Annotated in this window: 22 protein-coding genes; 15 read left to right on the top strand and 7 right to left on the bottom strand. The window is 73.8% G+C overall.

The genetic code is table 11. From position 1 onward, the window contains the following. From ACNF49_RS48200 to ACNF49_RS48210, 3 genes are read left to right on the top strand one after another with little or no spacing between them, the layout of a single operon-like run. Positions 1 to 477, top strand: a complete 477-nt coding sequence (locus tag ACNF49_RS48200) for an Lrp/AsnC family transcriptional regulator (protein ID WP_357984330.1) — start codon at positions 1 to 3, stop codon at positions 475 to 477. A 40-nt stretch (positions 478 to 517) separates the two neighbouring features. Then, positions 518 to 1,429 carry an ATP-binding cassette domain-containing protein gene (locus tag ACNF49_RS48205; RefSeq protein WP_357984327.1) on the top strand — a complete coding sequence of 304 codons (912 nt, stop codon included), beginning with the start codon at positions 518 to 520 and terminating at the stop codon, positions 1,427 to 1,429. Beyond that, positions 1,426 to 2,187: an ABC transporter permease gene (locus ACNF49_RS48210; protein ID WP_482941903.1), complete on the top strand. Its 762-nt coding sequence runs from the start codon at positions 1,426 to 1,428 to the stop codon at positions 2,185 to 2,187. Before ACNF49_RS48205 ends, ACNF49_RS48210 begins: the two co-directional genes overlap by 4 nt. Positions 2,188 to 2,197: 10 nt before the next feature. Here ACNF49_RS48210 and ACNF49_RS48215 read toward each other — a convergent pair whose 3' ends face one another. Further along, a complete protein-coding gene (locus tag ACNF49_RS48215; RefSeq protein WP_482941904.1) occupies positions 2,198 to 5,371 on the bottom strand; it encodes an AfsR/SARP family transcriptional regulator in 3,174 nt (1,057 codons plus the stop codon). Positions 5,372 to 5,521: 150 nt separating this feature from the next. Here ACNF49_RS48215 and ACNF49_RS48220 point away from each other — a divergent pair, with 150 nt between their 5' ends. Continuing rightward, the gene (locus tag ACNF49_RS48220; RefSeq protein WP_482941905.1) at positions 5,522 to 6,412 is read left to right on the top strand and encodes a hypothetical protein; all 891 of its coding nucleotides are present in this window, start codon (positions 5,522 to 5,524) and stop codon (positions 6,410 to 6,412) included. A 20-nt stretch (positions 6,413 to 6,432) separates the two neighbouring features. Here the strand turns inward: ACNF49_RS48220 and ACNF49_RS48225 are convergent, their stop codons facing one another. The 3 genes from ACNF49_RS48225 to ACNF49_RS48235 form a co-directional block, all read right to left on the bottom strand. Further along, positions 6,433 to 6,609, bottom strand: a complete 177-nt coding sequence (locus ACNF49_RS48225; protein WP_482941906.1) for a hypothetical protein — start codon at positions 6,607 to 6,609, stop codon at positions 6,433 to 6,435. A 64-nt stretch (positions 6,610 to 6,673) separates the two neighbouring features. Continuing rightward, complete coding sequence (locus tag ACNF49_RS48230; protein ID WP_482941907.1) at positions 6,674 to 7,273, bottom strand: hypothetical protein; 600 nt, start codon at positions 7,271 to 7,273, stop codon at positions 6,674 to 6,676. 11 nt (positions 7,274 to 7,284) lie between these two features. After that, on the bottom strand, positions 7,285 to 8,676 hold the full coding sequence (locus tag ACNF49_RS48235; protein ID WP_482941908.1) for a selenium-binding protein SBP56-related protein: 1,392 nt from the start codon (positions 8,674 to 8,676) through the stop codon (positions 7,285 to 7,287). A gap of 106 nt (positions 8,677 to 8,782) precedes the next feature. Between ACNF49_RS48235 and leuE the strand changes: the two genes are divergently transcribed. Continuing rightward, entirely contained in the window at positions 8,783 to 9,436 is a 654-nt protein-coding gene (gene leuE, locus ACNF49_RS48240) for a leucine efflux protein LeuE (RefSeq protein WP_482941909.1), read from the top strand. A gap of 202 nt (positions 9,437 to 9,638) precedes the next feature. Continuing rightward, the gene (locus ACNF49_RS48245) at positions 9,639 to 10,280 is read left to right on the top strand and encodes a VC0807 family protein (RefSeq protein ID WP_357707198.1); all 642 of its coding nucleotides are present in this window, start codon (positions 9,639 to 9,641) and stop codon (positions 10,278 to 10,280) included. On the opposite strand, the gene ACNF49_RS48250 is transcribed toward ACNF49_RS48245, so the two are convergent. Both ACNF49_RS48250 and ACNF49_RS48255 read right to left on the bottom strand, forming a co-directional pair. Beyond that, positions 10,188 to 11,156 carry a hypothetical protein gene (locus ACNF49_RS48250; RefSeq protein ID WP_482941910.1) on the bottom strand — a complete coding sequence of 323 codons (969 nt, stop codon included), beginning with the start codon at positions 11,154 to 11,156 and terminating at the stop codon, positions 10,188 to 10,190. The two genes, ACNF49_RS48245 and ACNF49_RS48250, sit on opposite strands and share 93 nt — an antisense overlap. A 16-nt stretch (positions 11,157 to 11,172) precedes the next feature. Continuing rightward, complete coding sequence (locus ACNF49_RS48255; protein WP_482941911.1) at positions 11,173 to 12,348, bottom strand: sensor histidine kinase; 1,176 nt, start codon at positions 12,346 to 12,348, stop codon at positions 11,173 to 11,175. 392 nt (positions 12,349 to 12,740) lie between these two features. Between ACNF49_RS48255 and ACNF49_RS48260 the strand changes: the two genes are divergently transcribed. The 8 genes from ACNF49_RS48260 to ACNF49_RS48295 all read left to right on the top strand — a co-directional run bounded on the left by ACNF49_RS48260 (position 12,741) and on the right by ACNF49_RS48295 (position 22,243). Further along, positions 12,741 to 13,358 carry a DedA family protein gene (locus ACNF49_RS48260; RefSeq protein ID WP_357984304.1) on the top strand — a complete coding sequence of 206 codons (618 nt, stop codon included), beginning with the start codon at positions 12,741 to 12,743 and terminating at the stop codon, positions 13,356 to 13,358. Between the two features lie 36 nt (positions 13,359 to 13,394). Further along, complete coding sequence (locus tag ACNF49_RS48265; RefSeq protein WP_482941912.1) at positions 13,395 to 14,207, top strand: DMT family transporter; 813 nt, start codon at positions 13,395 to 13,397, stop codon at positions 14,205 to 14,207. A gap of 81 nt (positions 14,208 to 14,288) precedes the next feature. Next, positions 14,289 to 15,500 (top strand): glycosyltransferase, encoded by a 1,212-nt coding sequence (locus ACNF49_RS48270; protein ID WP_482941913.1) that lies wholly within the window; start codon positions 14,289 to 14,291, stop codon positions 15,498 to 15,500. After that, complete coding sequence (locus ACNF49_RS48275; protein WP_482941914.1) at positions 15,497 to 16,171, top strand: DUF998 domain-containing protein; 675 nt, start codon at positions 15,497 to 15,499, stop codon at positions 16,169 to 16,171. The genes ACNF49_RS48270 and ACNF49_RS48275 overlap by 4 nt, the downstream gene beginning before the upstream one ends. Before the next feature lie 58 nt (positions 16,172 to 16,229). Beyond that, positions 16,230 to 16,985: a cytochrome P450 gene (locus ACNF49_RS48280; protein ID WP_357984292.1), complete on the top strand. Its 756-nt coding sequence runs from the start codon at positions 16,230 to 16,232 to the stop codon at positions 16,983 to 16,985. Further along, positions 16,982 to 17,728 carry an isocitrate lyase/PEP mutase family protein gene (locus ACNF49_RS48285; RefSeq protein ID WP_482941915.1) on the top strand — a complete coding sequence of 249 codons (747 nt, stop codon included), beginning with the start codon at positions 16,982 to 16,984 and terminating at the stop codon, positions 17,726 to 17,728. The genes ACNF49_RS48280 and ACNF49_RS48285 overlap by 4 nt, the downstream gene beginning before the upstream one ends. A gap of 7 nt (positions 17,729 to 17,735) precedes the next feature. Next, positions 17,736 to 20,702, top strand: a complete 2,967-nt coding sequence (locus tag ACNF49_RS48290) for an AfsR/SARP family transcriptional regulator (RefSeq protein WP_482941916.1) — start codon at positions 17,736 to 17,738, stop codon at positions 20,700 to 20,702. 35 nt (positions 20,703 to 20,737) lie between these two features. Continuing rightward, a complete protein-coding gene (locus ACNF49_RS48295; RefSeq protein ID WP_482941917.1) occupies positions 20,738 to 22,243 on the top strand; it encodes an MFS transporter in 1,506 nt (501 codons plus the stop codon). Here the strand turns inward: ACNF49_RS48295 and ACNF49_RS48300 are convergent. Then, positions 22,212 to 23,450, bottom strand: coding sequence for an MFS transporter (locus ACNF49_RS48300; protein ID WP_482941918.1), 1,239 nt, complete (start codon positions 23,448 to 23,450; stop codon positions 22,212 to 22,214). The two genes, ACNF49_RS48295 and ACNF49_RS48300, sit on opposite strands and share 32 nt — an antisense overlap. 228 nt (positions 23,451 to 23,678) lie before the next feature. Between ACNF49_RS48300 and ACNF49_RS48305 the strand changes: the two genes are divergently transcribed. Further along, the gene (locus ACNF49_RS48305; RefSeq protein ID WP_482941919.1) at positions 23,679 to 26,231 is read left to right on the top strand and encodes a PEP/pyruvate-binding domain-containing protein; all 2,553 of its coding nucleotides are present in this window, start codon (positions 23,679 to 23,681) and stop codon (positions 26,229 to 26,231) included. The last annotated feature ends 34 nt before the right edge of the window (positions 26,232 to 26,265 follow it).

Here is a 26,265-nt window from a genome sequence, read left to right on the forward strand (position 1 = left end):
ATGCCGGCACGTCGCCGCGGGCTCGACGATCTGGACCTACGCGTCCTGCGCCTGGTCGCCGACCGGCCGCGCAGCGGGCTGCTGGAGATCGCCCGGCTGCTCGGGGTGGCGCGGGGGACCGTACAGGCCAGGCTGGACCGGATGGCCGCGGACGGCGTGATCATCGACTACGGCCCGAACCTGTCCCCCGCCGCCCTCGGCTACCCGGTGCAGGCGTTCACCACCCTGGAGGTCGAGCAGGCCGCCCGCGAGCACATCTCCAAAACCCTGGAGTCCATCCCCGAGCTGCTCGAAGCCTGCATCGTGACCGGTCAGGGCGACGTCTGGTGCCGCGTCGCGGGCCGTGACAACGAGCACGTCCAGCGGGTGATCGACCGGATGCTGACGATCCCGGGCGTGCGCCGGAGCACCACCGTCATCGCGCTGTCGACCGTCGTGCCGCACCGGGTCCAGCCACTGGCGGCGGCTGACAGGTAGCTGCCAGAGCGCTGCCAGCGCCCCCCGCGACCGTAGGGGCATGACATACGCGATCGAAGCGGAAGGGCTCGTCAAGCGGTACGGCGACAAGACCGCGCTGGACGGCGTCGGCCTGCGGGTCAGGACCGGCACCGTGCTCGGCGTGCTCGGCCCCAACGGCGCGGGCAAGACCACCGCCGTCCGCATCCTGGCCACCCTCGCCGCCCCCGACGCCGGCCACGCCACGGTCGGCGGGCACGACGTCGTCACCCAGGCCCGCCGGGTCCGCGAGCTGATCGGCCTGACCGGCCAGTACGCCTCGGTCGACGAGAAGCTGACCGGCACCCAGAACCTCGTGCTCGTCGGCCGCCTGCTCGGCCTGTCCAGGCCGGCCGCCAGGGCCAGGGCCGCCGAGCTGCTGGCCAGGTTCGGCCTGGAGGAGGCGGCGGGCCGGGCGGCGGCCGGCTACTCGGGCGGCATGCGCCGACGGCTGGACCTGGCGGTCAGCCTGGTCAGCCGGCCCCGCATCCTGTTCCTCGACGAGCCGACGACCGGCCTCGACCCGCGGGCCCGCGGCGACCTGTGGGACGTGGTCAGGGAGCTGGTCGCGGACGGGGTGACGGTCCTGCTGACCACCCAGTACCTGGAGGAGGCCGACCAGCTCGCCGACGACCTGCTGGTCATCGACCGCGGCCGGGTGGCGGCGAGCGGCACGCCGGCCGAGCTCAAGTCGCTGGCCGGCGGGCACCGGCTGGACGTCCGGCCGCTGCACGCCGCCGACCTGGAGAAGGCCGGCTCGATCCTCGGCGCCACGGCCGTGGACGGGCTGCTCAGCGTGCCCGTGCACGACCTGGCCGCGCCGCCCGACCTGCTCAGGCGGCTGGACGACGCCGGGATCGTGCTGGCCGAGCACGCCCTGCGCCTGCCCTCCCTCGACGACGTCTTCCGCACACTCACCGGAGCAAGCTCATGACCACCGCGCTCTCCCAGGGGCTGACGCTCGCCTGGCGCAGCCTGATCCCGCTGAAGAACAACCCCGGCCAGCTCGCCGGGCTGCTGCTCCAGCCCGTCTTCATGATCGTCATCTTCGTCTACCTGTTCGGCGGGGCGGCCGGGGGCGACCGGGCGGGCGCGGTGTCGTACATGCTGCCCGGCGTGCTCGTCCAGGTCGCGCTGATGGCGACGATCACGACGGGCATGAACCTGGCCACCGACATCGGCAACGGCGTGTTCGACCGGTTCAGGACCATGCCGATCGCCAGGTCGGCGCCGCTGGCCGGGCGCATCATGGCCGACCTGCTGACCCTGCTGATCACCGTCGCCATGTCTCTGGCCGTGGGGTACGCCGTCGGCTTCCGCGTGCGGACCGATCCGCTGAGCGCGCTGGCGGGGATCGGCCTGGTGCTGCTCATGGTGACGGCACTGAGCTGGGGGTCGGCCTGGATCGGGCTGGTGGCCAAGTCGGTCGCCTCCATGCAGGGCATCGCCACCGCCGTGCTGCTGCCGCTCACGTTCGGCAGCAGCGCCTTCATCCCCGCCACCGACCTGCCGGGCTGGCTGACCTGGTGGATGGGCGTCAACCCCGTCTCGCACCTGGCCGGCGCGCTGCGCGGTCTGCTGGTGGGCGGCCTGGCGGCGTCCGACGTGTGGATCACGCTCGGCTGGGCCGCCGCGCTGCTCGCCCTCTTCGCCCCCTTCGCCCTTCGTGCCTACAACAGGAAAGTGCGGTGACCGCGCCCTCCTACGTGGTGCTGCCGACCATCGAGTAGAGCTCGGCCGGTGACAGGGCGGCGCCCTCGGCGAAACGGCGTTCGAAGAGCTCGTCGCCGAGTGCCTTCCTGGCCGCCGCGCGTCCCTCGGTGGTGTCGGGCGAGGTGTCCTGGGGGACGACCGCCGACGCCCCGCCGAACAGCACCGCCGCCCGTTCCTGGTCGCCCGCGGCCTGCGCCGCCAGCGCGAACCCGGCCAGCGTCATCGACAGCAGCGGCCGGTCCGGGCTGACGTCGCCGAGGACGTCGAGCGCCTGCCGGTGCCGGGCCAGCGCGGCCTCCAGGTCGCCGGCGCGGGCCAGCGCCCGGCCGTAGGAGGTCAGGTACACCGCCGTGAGCTGCGGCACCCGGGGAGCCGCGGCCACGACGCCGTCCATGTCCCGGTAGATCGCCAGGCTGCCGTCCAGGTCGCCGCGCTGCGCCTGGTACGCGGCCTCGCCCAGGCCGAGCAGCACCAGCGTCCACGGCGACGTCTCCTCGCCCACCCGGGACCTGGCCATGGCGAGGTCGGCGCCCGCGCCGTCCAGGTCGTCGACCCGCAGGCGGAGCTGGGCGACCCGGATCAGGGTGGAGATCGACTCGTCGTCGCTGACCCATTCGCTGGTCAGCGACCTGGTCTCGGCGATCAGGTCGTCGGTGTTCGCGCCGCGCTCGGCCCGCAGGTCGGCCAGACCCAGCAGCGCCTCGCTCAGCCCCCAGCGGTCGCCGAGCCGCCTGAACCCCTCGACCGCCCGTTCCAGCTCCCGCTCTCCCCCCGCCTGCATCCGGCCGCCGATCATCAGGGCGGCGGACGACAACCACAGGTCGTCGCTGCCGGCGTAGTCGCCGATCAGCGTGGCCGCCCGCTCGTCCTGGCCGGCCCCCGCGGCCATGACGACCCTGCTGATCAGCAGCAGCGGGTGCACCGGCCCCTCCCGGACCGCCCGCTCCACCAGCTCCTCCATCCGGCCCGACAGCTCCAGCATGGCCGCGCGGTCGTTGCTGATCGTCCCGAACACGTCGACGCCGTAGGCGAACATGCAGGACGTGTACGCCGCCGCGAGCCCCGGCGGCGGCGTGTCCCCGGCCAGGTCGAGCGCCTGCCTGGCCCACACCGCGCTCTCCCGGCGGTAGCCGCACATCCACCAGTACCAGTTGAGCGCCCCGCACAGCCGCAGCGCGGGCCCGGCGTCGCGCCGGTCGATCAGCCAGCGCAGCGCCGCCGCGAAGTCGTCGCGTTCCGCCGCCAGCCGTTCGATCCACTCCACCTGCGTGGCGGTGCGGAGCTCGGGCACCGCGCGTTCGGCCAGGTCGAGCAGGTGGCGGGCGTGCCGGTCGCGGTACTCGGCGGTCTCGTCCGCCTCGGCCAGGCGTTCCAGGGCGTAGGCGCGGATGGTCTCCAGCATGGAGTAGCGGCCTTCGGGCGACAGGCGCACCAGGGACTTGTCGGCCAGCGCGCCGAGGACGTCGGCCGTGCCGCCGCACACCTCCTCGACCGCCTCCAGGGTCGCGCCATCGGCGAACACGCCGAGCCGCCTGGCCAGCACGCGTTCCCGCTCGTCGAGCAGGTCCCAGCTCCACTCCACGACCGCCCGCAGCGTCTGCTGGCGCGGCAGCGCGGTACGGCTGCCGCCGTCGAGCAGCCTGAACCTGTCGTCCAGCCGGTCGGCGAGCTGGCGCGGCGTCATCGTGCGCAGCCGGGCGGCGGCCAGCTCGATGGCCAGCGGCATGCCGTCGAGCCTGCGGCAGAGCGCGACCACGGCCGCCGCGTTGCCCTCGTCCACGGCGAACGACGGCCGGGCCGCCGCCGCCCGGTCGACCAGCAGCCGCACCGCCGGGTACGCCGCCGCCTCGGCGGGGCCTGCCCCGACCGGCGGCGGTTCGAGCGGCGGGAGGGGCAGCAGCCGCTCGCCCGGCACGTTGAGCGGCTCCCTGCTGGTGGCCAGCACCCGCAGCTCGGGGCACTCGTCGAGCAGCCGCTCGACCAGCACGGCCGCGGCCGTCACCACGTGCTCGCAGTTGTCCAGCACGACCAGCGCGGGCCGCTCGCCCAGCGCCTCGGCGACCTGCTCGACCACGTCCTTGGCCGCCTCGGGCGGGCGGTAGCCGGGGCGGTCGTCACGCAGGCCGAGCGCGTCCAGCACGGCACCGGGCACGCCGGCCGGGTCGCTGACCGAGGCCAGCTCCACCATCCACGCCGCGGCCACCCGCCGGCCGCCGGGCTCCCCTGCCGTCCGCGGTGTGGAGGGTTGGAGGGCCGCCTCGGCGCGGGGTTCGGGGCGGGGTTCGGGGCGGGGTTCGGTGGCCAGTCGGAGGGCTGCCTCGGTCGCCAGCCTGGTCTTGCCCGCGCCGCCGGGGCCTACGAGCGTGACGAGCCTGTCGTGGCGGAGCAGGCCGGTGAGCCGTCCGAGCTCGGCCTCGCGGCCGATGAAGCTGGTGCGCGGCTTGCGTACGTTGCCCTTCGGCCGGCTCCTCGGCCACGCGACCGGGCGCGGCTCCGCCGACAACACCGCCAGGTGCGCGGCCCGCAGCTCGGCGGAGGGGTCGACGCCCAGCTCGTCGGCCAGCCGGTGGCGGGTGCGTTCGAACAGCTCCAGCGCCTCGGCCTGCCGTCCGGACGCGGCCAGCCCGCGCATGGCCAGCCCGACCAGCCGCTCGCGCAACGGGTGCGCCGTCACCTCGGCGGCGAGCTCGACCGGCCGCCCGGCGGCCAGCAGGCGCTCGGCCCTGGCCTCGACCGCCGCCAGCCGCTCCTGCTCCAGGGCGATCGCCGCGTCGGCCAGGTACGGGACCGACGTGAGATCCGCCAGCGCCGCCCCACGCCACAACGCCAGCGCCCGGTCGGCGTCCTCGCCCGCCAGCCGCCGGAACGCCAGCGCGTCCACCTGCTCGGCGGGGAGTGCGAGGGCGTACCCGCCGGGGCGGCTGTCGATCACCTCGTCCGGCCTGAGCGCCGCCCGCAGGCGTCTGACCAGCGTCTGCAGCGCGTTGGCCGCGTTGGCGGGCGGCTCGTGCGGCCAGAGCACGTCGATCAGCCGCTCCGCCGTGACCGTACGGCTCGCTTCGAGCGCCAGCACGGCCAGCAGCGCCCGCAGCCGGGGACCGCCGACCACGACCGGTCCCCCGTCGCCCTCGACCTCCAACGGTCCCAGGATGGATATCCGCACGTACCACATCCTGCCCTGCCTGCGCACATGCTCCGGCAGAGACCTTTCCCCCGCCCGTTTCCTCCCAGGGATGAACTCTTTCCACCGTCACGCGCCTGCCATCCCTTTTTTCACGGACACACAGCGTCATCGACCGCTAACGTTCCGCTCGTGATCTCCTCCCAGCACGAGGCGCTGCACCGCGTCTTCCGTGACAATCCAGAGCTCTGCACGAGCGTCTTCAAGGTGCTCGACATCCCCTTCCCGTCACCGACCGAGGTCGCGGTGGTGGACACCGACCTGACCGAGATCAAGCCGATCGAGCGGCGCGCCGACACGATCATGATGTTCACGTCCCTGGAGGGACAGCACGCGGTCATCACCGAGTCACAGTCCAAGCCCGACGACCGCAAGACCGCCGCCTGGGCGCACTACATCAGCCACGTGCACGTCAAGTTCGGCTGCCCGGTGACGTTGCTGGTGATCTGCCAGGATGAGGCGGCCGCCGGCTGGGCCGCCCTTCCGAAGACGATCGGCCTGCCGGACTGGCCGACGCTGTCCGTCCGCGCGGTCGTCGTGGGCCCGCACAACATCCCCGTGATCGACGACCTCGCCGCGGCGGTGAACGACGTGGTGCTCACCATGTTCTCGGCGCTGACCCACGCCCGTTCCAAGGAGGTCGCTGCCATACTGGAAGTCCTGGCAGACGCCTTGGACACCACCGACACCACCAGCGCGGGACACATCGCCGAACAAACCGAAGTAGGCCTCGGAAACACCGACGCCCGACGAATCTGGAGAGACCTGATGGCGACCAAGACCTACCGCTACCAGTCCGAGTACGCCCAGATGCTGCGCGCCGAAGGCAGAGCCGAGGGCGAAGCCAACGCGCTGCTTCGGATGCTCGACCGTCGTGGCGTAGTGGTCCCCGACGTCGTGCGTGAGCGCATCCTCTCCTGCACCAACACCACTGTCATTGACTCCTGGATCGACAGGGCCGTCCACGCCACCAGCCTCTCCGACATCTTCGGGATTGACGACGAGCAACCGGAACAGGGCTGACGGGCGGCCATGACGTACCGCTACCGCTCCGAGTACGCCGAGATGCTGCGCGCCGAAGGCAGGGCGGAGGCCATGGCCAGGGACATGGCCAGGGGCATGGCCAGGGGCATGGCCAGGGGGCTCTTGCGGCTGCTGGACGGGCGAGGCCTGGAGGTGCCCGATGATGTGCGGGAGGGGGTCACCGCCTGCACGGACATCGCCGTCCTCGAGACCTGGATCGACCGGGCCGTCCACGCCGACCGTCTCGGCGAGGTGTTCGGGTCAGGCTTGGAGGAGGGTGAGGAGGCCGGCGGCGATCAGGGCGGTGGCCCACATGCGGTCCACGTTGAACCAGGCGCGGCGCAGGATCGTCAGGCCGAGCACCTCGTAGACCACCAGGGCCACGACGCCGGCCACCACGAACATGGCCAGCGTGTGGAGGGCCGCCACCGCCAGCCCTCCTGAGACGGCGTGCCCCGTGTGGCCCTCCGCGCGCAGCCCGGTGAGTACGGGCAGCAGCATGAGCCCGGCGCCGTGGGCCGACGACATCAGGAACGACCAGCCGGCGAGCTGGGCGAGCGACAGGCGCATGCCCACCCACCGGAAGTGGCGGGTGGACAGCAGCCGCCACAGCCCGAACGCCACCAGCACCAGCCCGCCCGCCACCGGCAGCGCCGCGCCCGTCACGAGGGAGCCGGTGACGGCCACCACCAGGGCGACCAGGGCCACCGACGCCAGGTGGCCCAGGGCGATCACGGGGATCGACTGGAGCAGCAGGTCGCGGCTGCGCTCCTGCAGGCCGCGGGCCACCGCGAAGAGCCAGCCCATGGCCGGGTTCAGGCCGTGGAAGGCCCCGAGCAGCAGGACCGTCGCGGTGCTCATGGCGGGCATGGTCACGGGTAGCAGTAGGAGTCGGAGGAGGCGTCGCCGCCCTGGAGGCGTACCTGGTGGGGGCGCAGGCCGCGGAAGGCGTCGCCGTGGGGGAAGAAGGCGGTGTCGAAGGTGAACGAGGCGGCGTCGACCTTGGCGAGCCAGGCTCCGACGCCCTCGGGGTAGAACTGGTCGTCCCAGGAGCCGTACAGGGAGTTGGTGAGGTAGACGCGGCGGCCGTCGCGGCTCACCTCGACCATCTGGGGGCCGCCGCGCAGCGGGAGGCCGGGCTCGGCGGGGTGCGGGGTGCGCCGGGTGATGCCGCCGATCCGCAGGGATCCCAGCTCGACCGGCTTGTACGGGTCCGACACGTCGTACTGCTTGAGCTCGCCGGTGCCCCAGCACGAGACGTACAGGCGCTGGTCGTCCACGGAGAGGGCGATGTCGGTGACCAGCGGCGGCACGGCGGCGAACGGCTGCAGCACCGGCGGCAGCAGGGCGGGGTCGGCCGGTTCGGCGGGGATGGTGATGACCTTCCGCGCCTGCCAGCGGCCGTCTTCGTGGAACCACAACCAGACGGAGGCCGACAGGTCCTCGACGCTGGTGACCACGCCGACGAAGCCGTACAGGCGGGTGGGGTCGTGGGCGGGGCGCAGCTCCAGCGGCATCTGGTGCTGGTCGCCCAGGTCCACCTCCTGGACGTGCCGGCGCTTGCGCAGGTCCCAGAAGTGCAGCTTGTGGCCGTACTTGCGGCCGAGCAGCAGCTCGCCGACCACGCCGTCCTCGATCATGGACGGGGTGCCCCACTCCGAGGTGATCAGCACGTCGTGGTTGATGTGCCACCAGAAGTCGTAGGCGAGGTACTGCGGCCCGCGGTCCAGCTCCCACCGGCCGAGCACCTCGAAGGAGGTGTGGTCGAGCACGGCGATCCCGCCGGGGCCCTCGGCGCCGTCCGCACCGCCGAGCGCCGAGACGTACAGGCCCTCGGGGCCGCAGTGGACGGTGTGCGGGCGGGAGTAGCCCGCCCGCCTGGCCAGCGACTCGGCGTCGATCACCTTGACCAGCTCGGGGCTGACCCGGTCCTTGGTGTCGTAGATGTGGATGCGCGAGGAGCGCAGGCCGGGGACCACCAGGTAGCGCCGCTCGACGTGCGGGTGCGGCGCGTTGGGGCACAGGGCGCTGCTGCAGGCGTTCCAGCCGAAGTGGTGCAGCTCGTCGCCGGTGCCGGGCAGGTCGGTCCAGCCGATGACCGTGCCGTAGGCCGGCGAGGCGGGGTCGGTGTCGAGCACGGCCAGCGCGTCCGGACGGTTCGCCGACCGGTCGAAGGCGGCGACGTAGGCCAGCTTCTCCACGGGGGCCTCGACGGCGTCGCGTGGGGAGGGGTAGAACGTGGGGTCGGGGGTCCAGAGAGCCATGACTCCAGATATTCACGAGTATCCCTACTGGGTCAATAGGCATCGGCGCCGCAAAGTGCAGGCCCCGGCCGACTAAATCGGCATATATCACGCGATACCGTTAAGCGTGTTCTTCGGTATCACGGACATCTGGACCTACGTCGTCGGCGCCTTCTTCATCGTGCTGCTCCCCGGCCCGAACTCCCTGTACGTCCTCAGCTTCGCCGCCCGGCACGGCGTCCGGCAGGGCTACCGGGCGGCGGCGGGCGTGTTCCTCGGCGACACCGTCCTGATGGTGCTCGCCGCCGCCGGGGCCGCGTCCCTGCTGCGCGCGACGCCCGTGCTGTTCACCGTCGTCAAGTACGCCGGCGCCGCCTACCTGGCCTGGCTCGGCTTCCAGATGATCCGCGGCGCGGTACGGGCCTGGCGGGCCGGTCCGGCGGCGGCGGACGACGCCGGGGCGGCCCCCCTGCGGCAGGCCCGGCCGTTCCGCAAGGCCCTGACGATCAGCCTGTTGAACCCGAAGGCGATCCTGTTCTTCCTGTCGTTCTTCATCCCGTTCGTGGACCCCGGGTACAGCGCGCCCTGGTTGTCGTTCCTCATCCTGGGCGCGGTGATCCAGATCTTCAGCGTGCTCTACCTCACCACGCTGATCTTCTCCGGCACGTTCCTGGCCGGCCAGTTCCGCCGGCACAAGAAGCTGAGCGCGGGCCTGACCTCGGGCGTCGGCGCGCTGTTCCTCGGGTTCGGCGCCAAGCTCGCCACGGCGTCACTCGGCTGAAAGCCAGGTTCAAGGGTGAGCTGGTTTCGTATGGAACAGATGGAACGCGGCAAAAGCGGCAGTCCTACTCGCCGGGCTCCGGTACGGTAGGCCACCGGCCTTCGGAGTCGCACCCGGCGGTGACGCCGACCGGTCCATCCGGCAAGCCTGGACCCCCGAAGCCCGGGTAGACGCTGATCGTCGGCCTATCTGCGGAGCAGCCTTGAACCACCATCCGGTCGCACTCCCCCGTCTGACCGCGCTCGCCCGTCAGGCGGCCCCCCGCCTGCTCGAAGGCGTGGTCGCCCCTCTGCTGGTGTTCTACCTCGCCATGGTCGTGCTGGGCTTCAAGTGGGCCCTGGTGGCCACGGTCTCCTGGGTGTACCTCGGCGTGGCCTGGCGGCTGGTCAGAGGGGTCAAGGTGCCCGCCACCATGTTCCTGGCCGCGTTCGCGATCACGGTGCGGGCCCTGGTGTCGTTCTGGACGGGCACCTGGATGTGGTTCTTCATCCAGCCGGAGCTGGGCACGATCTGCATCAGCATGGTCTTCCTGGCCTCCGTCCGGCTCAACCGGCCGCTGGTGCAGAAGCTCACCCTCGACTACATCCACCTGCCGTCGGCCGTGCTCAAGCACGAGCGGGTGCGCAGGTTCTTCGCCAGGATCACGCTGCTGTGGGCGTTCGTGCTGCTGGCCAACTCGACGCTGAGCATCTTCCTGGCCGTCTACGAGAAGCTGGAGGGCTCGCTCGGCGCGTTCATGGTGCTGCGCACCTCAGCGGTGGCCGTGATCAGCGGGCTGGCGATCACGTTCTCGATCCTGGCGTTCAAGCGCGTCCTGGCCAGGCTGCACGTGGCCCACGCCTGACCGTTCGGCCAGCAGGAACGCTCCACACATCCCCATCACCAGCCCGGTCAGCATGCCGAACAGCTCGGCGAAGTCCGCGACGCCCGTGCCGCCGTAGGCCAGGGGGCCGCCCGTGGACCTGACGATCATCGAGAACAGCCCCCAGCCGAACAGCGAGCCCGACCCCAGCCAGGCCAGCACCAGCGGCCGCCAGAACGGGCCGTTCCCGCGCCGCCTGACCAGGGCCACCAGCGCGGCCGCCCCGCCCACCGCGAGCAGGCCCTTCAGCCCGTTCTGGACGGCCTGGACGGCCCCGTCGAACGCCATGACGACGCGCAGCACCGCGACGGCGGTCGCCACCAGGAGCGCGCCCCACGCCACCACCTCCTGGAACGACCTGGTCGCGCTCGGGAACGGCAGCTTGACCGGGGTGGCGAAGACGGCCGGCCAGCGGTCGCGGGCGTAGAGGGCGAAGGCCGTCATGAGGGCGACGCCGAGGGTGATGAAACCGCCGTAGACGACCAGATAGACCCAGGTCTGGATCGGGCCGCCGCTGAAGATCGCCAGGCCGCCGATCAGCATGATCAGCGGGGTCGTGACGGCCAGCACCGACAGCAGGCCGGTGCCCACCCACAGCGGCAGCAGCACCAGCCAGGCGGGCAGCCGCATCCCCCAGCGCATGGTGAAGGCCAGCGCCAGCAGCAGCCCGGCGGCCTCCATGGCGAAGGTGAGCGCGTTCATCCCGAGCATCTGCCCGTTGTCCATGAGCGCCGGGTCGGAGACGCCGACGGAGTCGCCGGTCAGCCAGAGCGTCTTGATCGTGAGGTAGGGCAGCGTGGCGGCGACCGCCACGATCGCGGCGGTGAGCCGGCCGATGCCCGCTCGCTGTTCTGTCATGCCCCGATCGTGCGCCTCAGGCGGGCCGGCCCCCTCCCGAGCGGCGGGGATCCGCCTCCCCCTCGTGGGGGAGCTCGACGGCCAGGCGGAAACCGTCGCCGTCGGGGCCCGCGGTCAGCGTGGCGCCGGCCAGCCGTACGCGTTCGCGCAGGCCCGCCAGGCCCAGCCCGCCGCGCCGGGCGCTGGGACGCGAGCTCGGCGGGCCGTTGCGCACGACCACCCGGTGCGGCGCGACCGACACGGCGACCAGCGCCCCCGGCGCGTGCTTGGCCGCGTTCGTCAGCCCTTCCTGGACGACGGCGTGCGCCAGCTCCGACGACGCCCCCGGCGCCAGGTCGAGGGTGATCGACATGCCGGAGTCCCTGGCCCGGCCGACCAGCTCGGCGACGTCCTCGCCCACCGGGGACAGCGGGGCCTCCTCGGCGTCCTCGCGCAGCAGGCCGATGATCTGGCGCAGCCGCTCGGTCGCGTCGGCCGCCGCCACGCGCAGCTCGCCGGCCGCCTTGACCTGGGCCGGGCCGAGCCCCGGGGCGAGTTCGAGCCCGCCGGCGCGGACCGCGATCAGCGCCAGGTCGTGGCCGAGCGAGTCGTGCATCTCGCGGGCGATCCTGGCCCGCTCGCGCAGCCGCGCCTGCGCCTCGACCGACAGCCGCGCCTGCCGCCGCTGCTGCAGCACGCCCCGCCGGAGCAGCCCCAGCAGGTACGGCACCAGGTACGTGCCGACGAGCCCGGTGCCCATCGACACCCACAGCGCCAGGTCACCGCCATGGGCCAGCACGACCCCGCAACCGACGGCCGTGATCAGGCAGAACACGGCCCCCGCGGGCCACAACCGGGTCATGCGCCGGCCGGTGAGGTAGGCGTACCAGATGATGAACGGCGAGGTCGCGAGCAGCGGCAGGATCTTCACGTTGCGCCGGGGCAGCAGCCACGTCAGGTCGACCGTCGCGAAGCCTTCGGTGAAGGTCCACGGGCCGAGCGGCAGCAGCAGCACCAGCGCCGCCAGCGGCCAGGCCCGGCCCACGAGCACGGCCAGCGCCGCCAGCCCCACCCTGGGCGGCGTCACCATGGCGAACCCGGCCGGATCGGCGAACGGGTCGGGGCCCATGGCGGTCACGAAGATGCCCAGCACGACCCACAGCAGCAGGTCGAGGACGACCTGACGGCGGCTCTCACGACGCAGACGGTTCACGCACCGACGGTATCCGCCGCCGGACCGGGCCCGTCCCGCCCGAAGGTCATGCGGCGCCCCTGACGAAAGTCAGGGTGGTGCCTGGTACAGCGATCACGGTGGGGCTAACCCCCCCTGAAAGGCGGATACCTCCTCTCCTGTTTCTGGAGCTCGCAACCGGTTTGATCGTTGGTGTCACGCGGAAGTCGCACGTCCGCCCCTGACGAAAGTAGGGGGTGGCGCGTGCCGATGGGCCGATGTGGCATGACCTGCGGAATTTCTACCTTCATGGGGTAGGCGGCCCTGACCCTCCTAGGGGACGGGCCCGCGTTCGACCGGGGGCATCCCCGATGTCCCCGGTCCGCTCACACCGACAGGCTTTGTGAGTGCCCTGACGATCGGAGTCCACGCATATGTCGCACGCCATTCTCGACCTGGTCCAGCAGGTGATGTCATCGCCATGGCTCTACGTGGCGCTGTTCGCCCTGGCGCTGCTCGACGGCTTCTTCCCCATCGTGCCCGCCGAGACGTCGGTCATCACCGCGGCGGTGTTCGCCGCCTCCGGCCAGACCAACCTGGCCCTGGTGATCCTGGTCTCGGCGCTCGGCGCGTTCGCCGGCGACCACGTGTCGTACCTCATCGGCAACAGGTCGGCGGGGCGGCTGCGGGGCAAGAAGGCGTTCGTCTGGGCCCGTGGCGCGCTGGCCGAGCGGGGTGGGCTGGTGCTGGTCGTGGCCAGGTACATCCCCGGCGGGCGGACCGCGACGACGCTGACCATGGGCGCCGTGGGGCATCCGCTGCGCTCGTTCACGTTCTTCGACGCCATCGCGGCCGGCTCGTGGGCGGTGTACTCCGGGCTGATCGGCTTCTTCGGCGGCATGGCCTTCGAGAACGACCCGATCAAGGGCCTGCTGCTGGGCCTCGGGATCGCGCTGTCGATCACCGGGCTCGTCGAGCTGGTGCGGTGGGCCAGGAAGCGGCGCGCCACCCAGCCTTCCCCGGAACGCCTTCCGGTGGACACGTCCGTTTGACCCTGTCCGGCAACCATCCGTCTGAAAGGAGTGCGCATGAGTGTGCTGGCCGCGGCGATCGCGCTGGTCGGTTCGCTGTTCTTCGCGCTCGGGGCCGCGCTGCAGCAGTTCGAGGCGGCGGGCTCGGCGAAGCCCGCGCTGCTGACCCTGCTGCGCAGGCCGCGCTGGCTGCTCGGCGGCGCCTCCATCGTGGCGGGCGGCGGCCTGCACATCGTCGCCCTCGGGCTCGGCCCGCTGACCGTGGTGCAGCCGATGGGGGTGGCCAGCCTGCTGTTCGCGCTGCCCATCGCCGCCGCGCTGCACGGCCGCCGGCCCTCGCGCAAGGAGCTGGCCGCGGCGGGCGTCGTCGCTGCCGGGCTGATCGGCCTGGTGCTGCTGGTGCCCGAGTCCGACGGGCCGACGTACCTGGCGCCCACGGGCGTACTCACCCTGCTCGCCGTGGCCGGCGTCGCGTCGGTGCTGCTGTGGGCGGGCTCGAAGGCCGCCTCCCCCGCCGGCCGGGCCGCGCTGCTCGCCACGGGCTCCGGCGTCCTGTACGGCGCGACCGCCACGCTCATGCGGGTGCTCGTGGACGGCGGCTGGAACTGGTGGTACCTGCTGGCCCTGCCGGTCCCGCTGCTGCTGGCGCTGGTGATGCTGCAGCGCGCCTACGCCGTCGGGCACTTCGGCGTCTCCTTCGCCTCGCTGCAGATCGCCGACCCGCTCACGGCGGTGGCCTTCGGGGCACTGCTGCTCGGCGAGCCGCTGCCGTCCGGCCTCGCGCCGATCGCGGCCGCCGCCCTCACCGCGGCGGGCACGGTCGCCCTGGCCCGGACGTCCCCGCTGGAGGCGCGCAACGACATCGCCTGATCCCCTCCCCTGACCGAAACCCCCTGTTCGTCCATCGGCCCTCCCCCAGCCGTCCCCCCTTGTGAAAGCGGAGTCACCGTCATGGCCATGCCCCTGCGCAACGTCACCGACCACGCCCAGCTCGCCCCCGCCCCCGAACGTCCCCGCCGGGTCCTGATCTCGACCGACACCTATCCCCCCGACGTGAACGGCGCCGCCTACTTCACCCACCGCCTGGCCACCGGCCTGGCCGCGCGCGGCAACGAGGTGCACGTGGTGTGCCAGTCGGAGGCCGGCCCGGCCAGCGCCGACGTGGTGGACGGCGTGATCGTCCACCGGCTGCGCTCGGCCCCGCTGCTGGTGCACCCGACCATGCGGGTCACCGTGCCGACCAGGCTCGACCGGCTGGTCGCGGACATCGACCCGGACGTGCTGCACACCCAGGGCCACTTCGTGGTCGGCCGGGCCGCCATCGCCGCCGCCCGGCGCCGCGGCGTGCCGGTCGTGGCCACCAACCACTTCATGCCCGACAACCTCTTCCAGTTCGGGCACGTCCCCGAGGCGCTGCGGGCCAGGGCGGGCCGGCTGGCCTGGCGCGACTTCAGCCGGATCTTCAAGCGCGCCGACCACATCACCACGCCGACCCCGCTGGCCGCCAAGCTCCTGTCCGACCAGGGCTTCTCCCGCGACGTCGAGGCCGTCTCGTGCGGCATCGACCTGGGCAGGTTCCACCCGCACGCCGAGCCCAAGTCGTGGGCGCGCCGGCGGTTCGCGCTGCCCGACCGGCCGACCGCCCTGTTCGTGGGCCGCCTGGACGAGGAGAAGCACCTCGACGAGCTGATCCGCGCGCTGCCCCTCGTGCTCAACGAGACCGACGCGCAGGTGGCGTTCGTGGGCCGCGGGAACCAGCGGATGGAGCTGGAGAAGCTGGCCAAGCGCATCGGGGTGGGCGACCGGGTGTTCTTCGTCGGGTTCGTGCCCGACGAGAGCATGCCGCAGGCGTTCGCCGCCGCCGACGTGTTCGCCATGCCGGGCGTCGCCGAGCTGCAGAGCATCGCCACGCTGGAGGCCATGGCGTCCGGCCTGCCCGTCGTGGCCGCCGACGCGATGGCCCTGCCGCACCTGGTGGACGGCAACGGCTACCTCTACCAGCCGGGCGACGTGGTCGCACTGGCCAGGCACCTGACCGCCGTCCTCACCGACGACGACCTGCGCGCCCGCCTGGGCAACGCCAGCCGGGCGCTGGCGCTCACCCACGACGACCAGGTGTCGCTCGCCCGATTCGAGCAGATCTACGACGAGGTGGCCCGATGACCTGGCGTGCCGTGCTGGCTCCCGTGGCCGGCGCCGTGACCGCGGTGGCCGCCCTCGGCTACGCGCAGGTGACCCTGCCCGAGCAGCCGCTGATCAGCGACTACGCGCTCGTCCCCGGCGGCATGCTGCCGGTGCTGGCCGGGACGCTCGCGCTGGCCGCCGCCTGCCTGGCGCTGGCGTACGGGCTGGCCGCCCGGGAGCCGGGACGGACCGCCGCGACCCGGGTGCTGCTGCTGGCGGGGGCGGCCGGGCTGATGCTCAGCGCCATCTTCCCCACCGATCCCGGCATGTCAGACATCAGCACTCTCGGCGGGGAGATCCACCGCTGGTCGGCCGCCGTGGTCTTCACCGCGCTGCCGGTCGCCGGCTGGACCCTGGCCAGAGGGCGGGCGGCGGGCGCGCGCTGGAGCGCGGTCAAGGCCCTGAGCGTGACCTCCGGGCTGACGCTGGTCGCGTACCTGGCGGCCCACCCGGCCGCCGTCACCTCCTCGCTGATCGGCGGTGAGGCCTACTACGGGCTGCTCGAACGAGGGCTGGTGCTGGCCGAGATCGTGCTCGTCGTCGCCATGGCGCTGGCCTGCGCACCGGGCCGCGCCGCCGTACGGGTGCAGGGCACGCGGGCCACCGGGGCGCCCGCGCAGCCCGAGAGCCCCCAGCGGCTGGCGGCGTGACCGGCGGCGCGACCATACTTCGTCCGCCGTCGAACGGTCGGCGGCCTAGCGTGGACCCATGCTCATCACCCACCACGCCGAAGCCCGGGCGGTGCTGTCCGACAGCCGGTACGTGCCGCCGCCCGTCCCGCAGGACGGCGAGCCGGGGACGCTCGCCTGGCTGCGGGCCCACGTGTCGCGCTTCAGCACCGGCGAGACGCACGCCGAACGCCGCCGTCTGGTCGTCGAGCGCCTGTCCGCCCTCGACCCGGCCGCGCTGCGGACGGCCGCCAGGTCCGCGACGCGCGACCGCGGCGGCGACTGGCGGGGCGTGCCGACGGCCGTGCTGGGAGCCGCGCTCGGCGTGCCGGACACCTCTGCCGTGCCCGCGGCCGCGAGCGGCTACCTGTCGGGCGAGGGAGGCCCGCAGGCCGACGCCGCCGTCGCCCAGTTGCTCGGCCTGACCGACCTGCCGGCCGTCACCCTGCTGCTCCAGGGCCACGCCGCCACCGAGGCGCTCATCGAGAACGCGCTCGCCCACGCCGTGCCGGGCGACGACCCCGAGGCGGTGCTGCGCGAGACGCTCAGGCAGGACCCGCCGCTGAAGGCCAGCCGCAGGCTCGACACCCGCACCGGCGAGGAGGTCACGATCGACCTGGTCGCGGCCAACCGCGATCCCGAGGTGTTCGCCGACCCCGACCGCTTCGACGCCTCCCGGGACCCCGCCCCCCACCTGACGTTCGGGGACGGCCTGCGCCCGTGCCCCGCTCCCGCCCACGCCCTCGCGCTGGCCGCCGGCGTGCTCGACGCGCTCCTCGAAGGGACCCGCCGATGAACTTCCACGACCTGCACAAGCCGGGCGACCCGCTGCTGCTGCCCAACGCGTGGGACTACGGCTCGGCCGCGATCCTGGCCGCGCACGGCTTCCCCGCGATCGGCACGACCAGCCTCGGCGTGTCCGCCGTGCACGGCAAGCCGGACGCCGCCGGCGCGACCAGGGCCGAGACGATCGAGCTCGCCGAGACGGTCAAGGACCTGGACGTGCTGGTCACGGTGGACATCGAGGGCGGCTTCAGCGACGACCCGCAGGAGGTGTCGGACCTGGTGGCGAGCCTGGCCGCGCTCGGGGTGGCGGGCGTGAACCTGGAGGACGGCCGTCCCGACGGCACGCTGCGCCCGGTCGAGCTGCACCGGCGGATCATCGAGGCCGCCACGGGCCACGGCGTGTTCGTCAACGCCCGCACCGACACCCACTGGCTGGGCACCGGCGACTGGCGCGAGCGGGTGGACGCCTACGAGCACGCCGACGGCATCTTCGTCCCCGGGCTCTCGGATCCGGCGGAGATCGCCGAGGTCGTCGCGCGTACGCGGCTGCCGCTCAACGTGCTCTACCAGCCGGGCGGGCCCACCCTGGACCGGCTGGCCGAGGTGGGGGTGGCCAGGGTGAGCACCGGCTCGCTGCTCTACCGGGCCGCGCTCCAGGGCGCCCTGGCCGCCGTGCTGGGCGCGCAGGGCAAGGAGGCCCCGGCGCTGCCGACGTACGGAGAAATCGCCGCGCTCCTCCCGCAGACCCGATAATCGGGGCATGCGCTTCGAGATCCTCGGACCCACCAGCGTGCTGGACGAGGACGGCGCGCCGGTGGCGCTCGGCGGGCCGCGGGTGCGCGCCCTGCTGACCCTGCTGGCCCTGAACGCCGGCCGCGTCGTCGACGCCGGCCGGCTCGTGGACGACCTCTACGGCCCCCACCCGCCGGACGGCGTGGCCAACGCGCTGCAGTCCCAGGTGTCCAGGCTGCGCCGGGCGCTCGGCCGGGACCTGGTCGAGTTCCACCCGGCGGGCTACCGGCTGGTCGCCGACCCGCACGACGTGGACGCGCGCCGCTTCGAGCTCCTGGCCCTGGACGGTCGGCGGGCGCTGGCCGCCGGGGACGCCGGGCGGGCGGCGGCGCTGCTGGGCGAGGCGCTGGAGTTGTGGCGGGGCGCGCCGCTCGCCGACGCGCCGCACGCGGTGTCCGCCGCGGCCGGGCTGGAGGAGCTGCGGCTGGCCGCCGTCGAGGACCGCCTCCAGGCCGACCTGGAGCTCGGGCGGCACCGCGACCTGGTCGCCGAGCTGCGCCGGCTCACCGCCGCCCATCCGCTGCGCGAGCGCCTGCGCGCCCAGCTCATGCGCGCCCTGTACGGCAGCGGCCGCCGGGCCGAGGCGCTGGCCGTCTACGACGAGGCGCGGCGGCTGCTCGACCGGGAGCTGGGCATCGAGCCGGGCGCCGAGCTGGCCGCCGTGCACCTCGCCGTCCTGCGCGCCGACCCGTCCCTCACTCCGCCGATCACCGTGCCGACAGCCGTGCCGACAGCCGTGCCGATCACCGTGCCGAGTCCCGCGCCGAGTCCCGCGCCGACCTCGACGCCGGCCTCCGCACCGGCCTCGGCGCCGGTCCAGCCGCTGGGTACCCCGTCCCTTCCCGAGCCCGTGGGGCCCGCCGTGTCGCCGGGCGGGGGGCTCAAGCAGGGGTTGCGGGCGCAGCTCACCAGTTTCGTGGGCCGGGCGGAGGAGCTGGCGCAGGTGGGCGCGCGGCTGCGGGACAGCAGGCTCGTCACGCTGATCGGCCCCGGCGGCGCGGGCAAGACCAGGCTGGCGCAGGAGGCATCCGCCCAGGAGCCGGGCGACGTGTGCTTCGTGCCCCTCGCCCACGTCGCCGGCGCCGCCGGGGTGCCCGGCGCGGTGCTGGTCGCGCTCGACATCCGCGACGCCCTGCTGCCCGCGCCCCAGCGCGCCGCGGTCGGCCCCGTCACCCGGCTGCTCACCGCGCTGGCCGAGCGCGACCTGCTGCTCGTCCTGGACAACTGCGAGCATCTGGTCGGCGCCGTGGCCGAGCTCGCCGACGCGCTGCTGGCCTCCTGCCCCGGGCTGCGGGTGCTGACCACCAGCCGCGAGGCGCTGGGCATCACCGGGGAGTCGATCCTGCCGGTGTCCCCGTTGCGCCTGCCGCCGCCGGAGCCGGACGACCCGCTGGAGTACGCCGCCGTCCGGCTGTTCGCCGACCGGGCCGCCGCCGTGCGTCCGGGGTTCGCCGTGGACGCCGACCACGCCGCGGACGTGGTGCGCATCTGCCGGGCGCTCGACGGGCTGCCGCTGGCCATCGAGCTGGCCGCGGCCCGCCTCCGTACGCTGTCGGTCGCCGACGTGGCGGCCCGCCTGGACGACCGGTTCCGGCTGCTGACCCGCGGCAGCCGTACGGCGCTGCCCCGGCACCAGACGCTGCGCGCGGTCGTCGCGTGGAGCTGGGACCTGCTGGACGACGCCGAGCAGCGCCTGGCCGCCCGCCTGAGCGTGTTCGTCGGCGGCGCCACGCCCGAGGCGGCCGAGCGGGTGTGCGGGCTGCCGGAGGAGGTGCTGTTCTCGCTGGCGGAGAAGTCGCTGGTGGAGTACGTCGGCGGCCGGTACCGCATGCTCGACACGATCCGGGCGTTCTGCGCCGAACGCCTGGCCGAGTCCGGCGAGACCGCCGCGATCAGGGACGCGCACACCGCCTACTACCTCGACCTGGTCCTGACCGCCGACCCGCTGCTGCGGACCGCCGACCAGCTCACCTGGCTGGCCCGCCTCGACCAGGAGAGCGACGACCTCGAAGCCGCCGTGCGCTGGACGACCGCGTCCGGGCAGCCGGAGACCGGCCTGCGGCTGCTGGCGCACAGCGCCTGCTACTGGTGGATGCGCGGCCACCGCGGCGTCATCGCCGGTCTGGCCGCCGCGCTGCTGGCCAGGATCGGCGACGCCGGCCCCGCCGGCATGGAGGAGGAGTACGTCATGTGCCTGCTCGTCACCGCGTGGACGGGCGTGGCCGACGACGTCGTGCGCGAGCGGCTGGCCGAGGTGCACGAGCTGCTGCCGATCACCCACCTGCCGGAGCGGGTGGAGTTCCTGATGATGATGCGGTCGATGTTCACCGGGCCGCCGGGCGACGTCGAGGAGATCTACCACGAGCTGCAGGCCCACATCGAGGGGCTGCCGCCCTGGCAGCGGGCGTTGTCGTACAGCGGCGCGGGGTTCGTGCTGCAGATCCTGGGGCGGATCGAGGAGTCGCTGGCCTCCTTCCGGCACGCCCTGGCCGCCTTCCGGGCCATCGGCGAGCGCTGGGGGGCGGTGCTGGTGCTGTCGGGCCTCGGCGAGCTGGCCTCCCGCGAGGGGGACTACGCGGCCTCGTACGCGCTGTCGGACGAGGGGCTGACGCTGGCCCGCGAGCTCGGCGCGCGGGCGGAGATGGCCGAGGCCCTGTGCCGGCGCGGCGACGCGCTGCTCGGCATGGGCGAGCCGCTGGGCGGGCGGGCCGACTTCGAGGAGGCGGCCGAGCTGGCCCGTCGCGTGGGTTCCATGGACATGCTGGCCTGGGCGCACCTCGGGATGGCCGAGGTGGCGCTGGTCGGTGGCGAGCGCGACGCCGCACTGTCCCTGCTGGCCCAGGCCCGCGCGGAGTGCCCCGACGACTGGTTCAGCACCGAGGACATCCGCAACCGCATCGACGAGGCCCTCGGCCGGGCGGTCAGCGAACGGTAGGCGGGCCGTCAGCCGCCCCCGCCACCGTGGACGGCATGACGCGCAAATGGGCCTGTCTGGCCATCGCCTGCCTGGCGACGCTGCTGCTCTCGGTCGATCTCACCGTGCTGCACCTGGCGCTCCCCCGGCTGGTCGCCGACCTCGGTGCGAGCTCGACGCAACTGCTCTGGATCGGCGACATCTACGGCTTCGCCCTGGCCGGCCTCCTCGTCACCATGGGCAACCTCGGCGACCGTGTGGGCCGCAAGCGGCTGCTGCTGATCGGCGTGGCCGGGTTCGGCGCGGCCTCGGTGGTGACCGCCTACGCCCCGAACCCCGAGCTGCTGATCGCCGCCAGGACGCTGCTGGGCGTGGCGGGCGCGATGATCATGCCGTCCACGCTCTCGATCGTCAGGAACGTCTTCGCCGACCCGCGCGAGCGGACCGCGGCCATCGGGCTCTGGAGCGGGATGAGCGCGGCCGGGTTCGCGCTGGGGCCGGTCGTCGGAGGTGTGCTGCTGGACCACTTCTGGTGGGGGTCGGTGTTCCTGCTCAACGTGCCGATCATGGCGCTGGTGCTGGTCTGCGGCTTCCTGCTGCTGCCGGAGTCGCGCAACCCCGCCGCCGGACGGATCGACGGGCTCAGCGTGGCGCTGTCGTTCGCCGGTGTCGTGACGGCCGTCTACGCGGTCAAGGAGGCCGCCCACCAGGGCCTGGCGCACGCCGACGTGCTGGGGGCGGCCGTGGCGGGCGCGGTGTGCCTGGTGCTGTTCGTCCGGCGGCAGAAGACGCTGACCACGCCGCTGATCGACGTACGGCTGTTCCGGCGGCGGGCGTTCAGCGCGTCCGTGGGCACGAACCTGCTGGCGATCTTCGCGTTGTCGGCCATGAGCCTGCTGTTCGCCTGGTACCTGCAGCTCGTCCTGGGCTGGTCACCGCTGCAGGCTGGGCTGGCGCAGATCCCCGGCGGCCTGAGCGGCGCGGTGGGCGGGGTGCTCGCGGCCCGGCTGATCGGCCGGCTCGGCAGGAACGGCGTGGTCGCGCTGGGCCTGGCGCTGAACGCCGGCGCGTTCGTCCGGTACGCCATGCTCGGCACCGAGGTGGACTATCTCACCCTGCTGCCCGTGATGATGATCGGCGGGCTGGGAATCGGGCTCACCTTCACCGTGAACAACGACAACATCCTGGCCACGGCCCCCAAGGAGCGGGCGGGGGCGGCGGCCGCGGTGTCGGAGACGGCGTTCGAGCTGGGCGGGGCGCTGGGCATCGCGGTCCTGGGCACCGTGCTCAACAGCGTCTACCGCGCGAACCTGCTGGTGCCCGCCGGGGTGCCCGGCGAGGCGGCGCGGGAGTCGATCGCCGGGGCCACCGCCACGGCCGCGACCCTGCCCCCGCAGGCGGCCGGGGAGCTGATGCGCGCGGCGCGCACGGCGTTCGTGGCAGGGATGCAGGTGACGACGCTGGTCACGGCGGTGTTGCTGGCCGTGGTCGCGGTGCTCGCGCTGGCCGGGCTGCGCGGTGTGCCGAAGGTCATCCAGGAAGAGTCGCCGGTCCCTCACTGAGCGCGGGGACGTCCGCCGCGGTGCCGCCGGCAAGCGGGCGCAGGCTGCCCACCCTGGCCAGCACGAGCAGCGCGGCCACCCCGGTGGCCACCGGCGCGACCACGAACGCCAGGGAGGCGCCGAAGTGGTCCACGAGCTGCCCGGCGACCGACGACCCGGCAGCGATGCCGAGGGCGATGCCGCCGTTCAGCCAGGTGAACGCCTCGGTCCGGACCTCCGCCGCGACCAGGCCCTCGACCAGGGTGTAGCCGGTGATCACCACGGGGGCGATCACCAGGCCGGCCAGGGCGGCGGCGACGTACATGTGGGGGACGGCTCCGGCGAGCGTGAACGCGCTGGTCGCGACCGCGAGCAGGGCCAGCCCGGCGACCAGCCGGACGCGGGCGGACGACCGCCAGCGGACCGCGCCGTACAGCAGGCCGCCGAGCATGCTGGCGCCGGAGAAGACGCCGTAGACGGGCCCGGCGGCGGCGGGCGCGTGCAGGGCGGTGGTGAGCGAGGTGACGCCGACCTGGAGGCTGCCGAAGACCGACCCCATGGCCAGGAACGCGGCGGCCAGCAGCGCCACGCCGCGCCGCCGCAGCACGCCCTTGGAGGCGGCGATCCTGACCGGCACCGGCTCGGGCGCGGCCGTCCGGACGGCGGCGAAGACCACCGTGCCCACCAGGATCAGCACGAGCCCGCCGAGCAGCGCGACCACCGGCGAGTACGCCGTGGACAGCCCCACCAGCAGCACCGGGGCGAGCGTGAACGTCAGCTCGTCGGTGATCGACTCGACCGCGAACGCCGTGTTCAGCCTGCCGGTGCCGCCGAGCCGGTGCGCCCAGCGGGCCCGGACCATCGAGCCGACCTGCGGTCCGGACGCGCCGACGAGGGCGGCCATGGCGACCAGCAGCGCGAGGTGGGCGTGCGCGGCGGCCAGGGCCAGCAGGCCGCCCATGGCCACGGCGTGCAGGGCCACCTGCGGAAGCAGTACGCGGGCCTGACCGTACCGGTCGGCCAGGCGGCCCGTCTGGGGGCCGATGAGGGCCTGGAATACGGCGGAGGCGGCGGCGGTGATCCCGGCCGCGCCGTAGGAGCCGGTGGACCACTGGACCAGCAGCAGGATGCCCATCTGGGTCATCGCGAACGGCACGCGGGCCAGCAGCGCGGGCACGAGGAACCGCCAGGCGCCGGGGGTGGCCAGCACGTCGAGATAGGACTTCAAGGGTCTCCGTCCAGATCATGACGGAGTCCTCCCCGGGGGAGCACACCGTCGGAGGTGGGCTTCGACCGGGGTAGATACCGGCGGGTGCCGGCCGCCGAGCGGTCAATCAGTTCGTTTCAGTCAAACGCGACGAGAGCCGATCCTATTGCAGGAAACGGGTGACTTAATTCATTTATCGTTGACTTCAACGATGTTGAGATTTACCGTCGGAAGTCTGGAGGCAGTGACATGGATGCGATCCTGAAATTTCCTGACATCGACGGCTCGATGCTCGCGCTGGTGGGCGGCAAGGCGGCCAACCTCGGCGTCCTCACCAGGGCGGGGCTGCCCGTCCCGCCGGGTTTCTGCGTCACGACGGAGGCGTACCGCGCGATCACCGCCGGCCTCGGCGACGTGACGGACGCGGCCGTCGCCCGCAAGCACATCCTCGACGCGACGATCCCCGCCGGCCTCGCGCGGGCCGTGACGGAAGCCCTGGCCGAGACCCTGCCCGGCGACCCGGTGGCGGTGCGCTCGTCGGCCACCGCCGAGGACCTCCCGTACGCGAGCTTCGCCGGCCAGCAGGACACCTACCTCAACGTGACCGGGCCGGAGGCGGTGCTCGACGCGGTACGCCGCTGCTGGGCCTCGCTCTGGACCGACCGCGCGGTCGCCTACCGCGAGTCCAACGGCATCGACCACCGGGCGGTCAGCCTGGCCGTGGTCGTCCAGCGCATGGTGGATGCCCGTACGGCCGGCGTGCTGTTCACCGCCGACCCCGTCACCGGACGCCGCCGGCGGGCGGTCGTCGACGCCGCCCCCGGCCTCGGCGAGTCGGTGGTGTCGGGCGCGGTCAATCCCGACCATTTCCTCGTCGACCCGGACACCGGGCGCGTCCTGGAGCGGCGGATCGGCGACAAACGCCTGGCCGTGCGCCCCCTGCCGGACGGCGGCGTCGTCCACGAGGCGGCCGGCGCCTCCGCCGAGCCGTGCCTGACCGACGGCGAGCTGCGCGAGCTGGCCGCGCTCGGCACGCGGGTCGAGGAGCTCTACGGCGTGCCGCAGGACCTCGAATGGGCCTTCGACCAGGCGGGCACGCTCTGGCTGACCCAGGCCAGGCCCATCACCACGCTGTTCCCGCTGCCCGCCGGGCACCGGGGCGAGGGGTTGCGCGCCTACTTCTGCTTCAGCGTCGCCCAGGGCGTCCTGCGGCCGTTCACGCCGATGGGGATGGCGGCGGCGCGGGCCGTGTCCGCCGGGGTGTCCGGCCTGTTCGGCTTCCCGGTGGCCGCGCCGCTGGCCGGCGCGCCGGCCTTCGCCGAGGCGGGCGGGCGGCTGTTCATCGACGTCACGGGCGTGCTGCGGAGCAGGGTGGGCCGGGCGATCGTGCCGCGCGTGTTCGACGTCATGGAGGCCAGGTCGGCGCGGTTGCTGCGCGGCCTGTTCGACGACCCGCGCCTCGGCGTCACCCGGCACTCGGTCTGGCCGTTCGTCCGTCGGCTGGCCGCGATCATGGTGCGCCATCGCCTGCCGGTCACGTTCGTCCGGGCGCTGGCCGATCCGGCGGGCGCGGAGCGGCGGGCGCGCCGGCAGGCCGACGCCCACCTCGCCAGGCTCGCCCCGCCGCCCGGCGCGAGCCTGACGGAACGCGTGGACCACGTGGCCAGGACGCTGATCGGCCAGGTCGTGCCGATCGCGCCGCGGGTCTTCCCGGTGGCCGCCGCCGCGCTGCCCATGCTGCTGCTGGCCGCGCGGCTGCTGAAGGGCAGGGTCGCCCCTGGCGAGCTGCAGACCGTCCTGCGCGGCGCGCCCAGGAACGTGACCACCGAGATGGACCTGGCGTTGTGGGCGCTGGCCCGGCGGCTGCGCGAGGACCCGGACGTGGCCGCCCGTTTCCTGACCGAGCCGCCCGAGCTCCTGGCCCGCGAGCCCCTGCCCGCCCCCGTACGCGCCTTCCTCGACGAGTACGGCCACCGCGCGGTCGCCGAGATCGACCTCGGCCTGCCCCGCTGGTCGGAGGATCCCACGCACGTCATCGGCATGCTCGCCAACTACCTGCGCCTGGAGGATCCGGCCCTGGCCCCCGACGTGCTGTTCGCGAAGGGCGCGGCCGAGGCCGAGGCGATGGTCGAGGAGCTGGCCGGGCGGGTGGGCGGCCTGCGCGGCCGGGTGGCGCGCTTCGCGCTCGGCCGGGCCAGGGAGCTGGTCGGGGTGCGCGAGCTGCCGAAGTTCCTCATCGTGCGGATCTTCGCGGCGCTGCGCGCCCAGCTGCTCGACGTGGGCCGCGAGCTGGCCGGCCGGGGGCTGCTCGACGCGCCCGGCGACGTGTTCTTCCTGACCCTGGCGGAGGCCAAGTCCGGCCGGGACCTGCGCGGGCGGGTCGCCGTCCGGCGCGAGCGCCACGAGCGGGAGCTGCGCCGCCGGCACGTGCCCCGGCTGTTGTTGTCGGACGGCACCGAGCCCGAGGCCGTCGCCTCCGGGCAGCCGGCCGAGGGCGCGCTGACCGGCTCGCCCGCCTCGCCCGGCCAGGTGACCGGCGTGGCCAGGGTGGTGCTCGATCCCGTGGGCGCGCGACTGGAGCCCGGCGAGATCCTGGTCTGCCCGTCCACCGACCCCGGCTGGACGCCGCTGTTCCTGACCGCGGGCGGGCTGGTCATGGAGATGGGCGGGTCCAACTCGCACGGCGCGGTGGTGGCCCGCGAGTACGGCATCCCGGCCGTCGTCGGCGTCCCGCACGCCGTCGAACGCCTCCGTACGGGCCAGACCGTCACCGTGGACGGCACCGCGGGCACGGTCGTCTGAGACCGGACCCTCTGGTGCGGCCGGGACGGTCACC

The organism is Actinomadura sp. ATCC 39365, assembly GCF_054392275.1.

Excerpts from the sequence above, each read along its gene's own strand:
- ACNF49_RS48210 (WP_482941903.1), top strand. The coding sequence starts at position 1,426 with ATGACCACCGCGCTCTCCCAGGGGCTGACGCTCGCCTGGCGCAGCCTG.
- ACNF49_RS48285 (WP_482941915.1), top strand. The coding sequence starts at position 16,982 with ATGAACTTCCACGACCTGCACAAGCCGGGCGACCCGCTGCTGCTGCCC.
- ACNF49_RS48280 (WP_357984292.1), top strand. The coding sequence starts at position 16,230 with ATGCTCATCACCCACCACGCCGAAGCCCGGGCGGTGCTGTCCGACAGC.
- ACNF49_RS48290 (WP_482941916.1), top strand. The coding sequence starts at position 17,736 with ATGCGCTTCGAGATCCTCGGACCCACCAGCGTGCTGGACGAGGACGGC.
- ACNF49_RS48200 (WP_357984330.1), top strand. The coding sequence starts at position 1 with ATGCCGGCACGTCGCCGCGGGCTCGACGATCTGGACCTACGCGTCCTG.
- ACNF49_RS48235 (WP_482941908.1), bottom strand. The coding sequence starts at position 8,676 with ATGGCTCTCTGGACCCCCGACCCCACGTTCTACCCCTCCCCACGCGAC.
- ACNF49_RS48250 (WP_482941910.1), bottom strand. The coding sequence starts at position 11,156 with ATGACAGAACAGCGAGCGGGCATCGGCCGGCTCACCGCCGCGATCGTG.
- ACNF49_RS48205 (WP_357984327.1), top strand. The coding sequence starts at position 518 with ATGACATACGCGATCGAAGCGGAAGGGCTCGTCAAGCGGTACGGCGAC.
- ACNF49_RS48270 (WP_482941913.1), top strand. The coding sequence starts at position 14,289 with ATGGCCATGCCCCTGCGCAACGTCACCGACCACGCCCAGCTCGCCCCC.
- ACNF49_RS48275 (WP_482941914.1), top strand. The coding sequence starts at position 15,497 with ATGACCTGGCGTGCCGTGCTGGCTCCCGTGGCCGGCGCCGTGACCGCG.
- ACNF49_RS48230 (WP_482941907.1), bottom strand. The coding sequence starts at position 7,273 with ATGAGCACCGCGACGGTCCTGCTGCTCGGGGCCTTCCACGGCCTGAAC.
- ACNF49_RS48260 (WP_357984304.1), top strand. The coding sequence starts at position 12,741 with ATGTCGCACGCCATTCTCGACCTGGTCCAGCAGGTGATGTCATCGCCA.
- ACNF49_RS48265 (WP_482941912.1), top strand. The coding sequence starts at position 13,395 with ATGAGTGTGCTGGCCGCGGCGATCGCGCTGGTCGGTTCGCTGTTCTTC.
- ACNF49_RS48305 (WP_482941919.1), top strand. The coding sequence starts at position 23,679 with ATGGATGCGATCCTGAAATTTCCTGACATCGACGGCTCGATGCTCGCG.
- ACNF49_RS48295 (WP_482941917.1), top strand. The coding sequence starts at position 20,738 with ATGACGCGCAAATGGGCCTGTCTGGCCATCGCCTGCCTGGCGACGCTG.
- ACNF49_RS48225 (WP_482941906.1), bottom strand. The coding sequence starts at position 6,609 with ATGTCCGTGCAGGCGGTGACCCCCTCCCGCACATCATCGGGCACCTCC.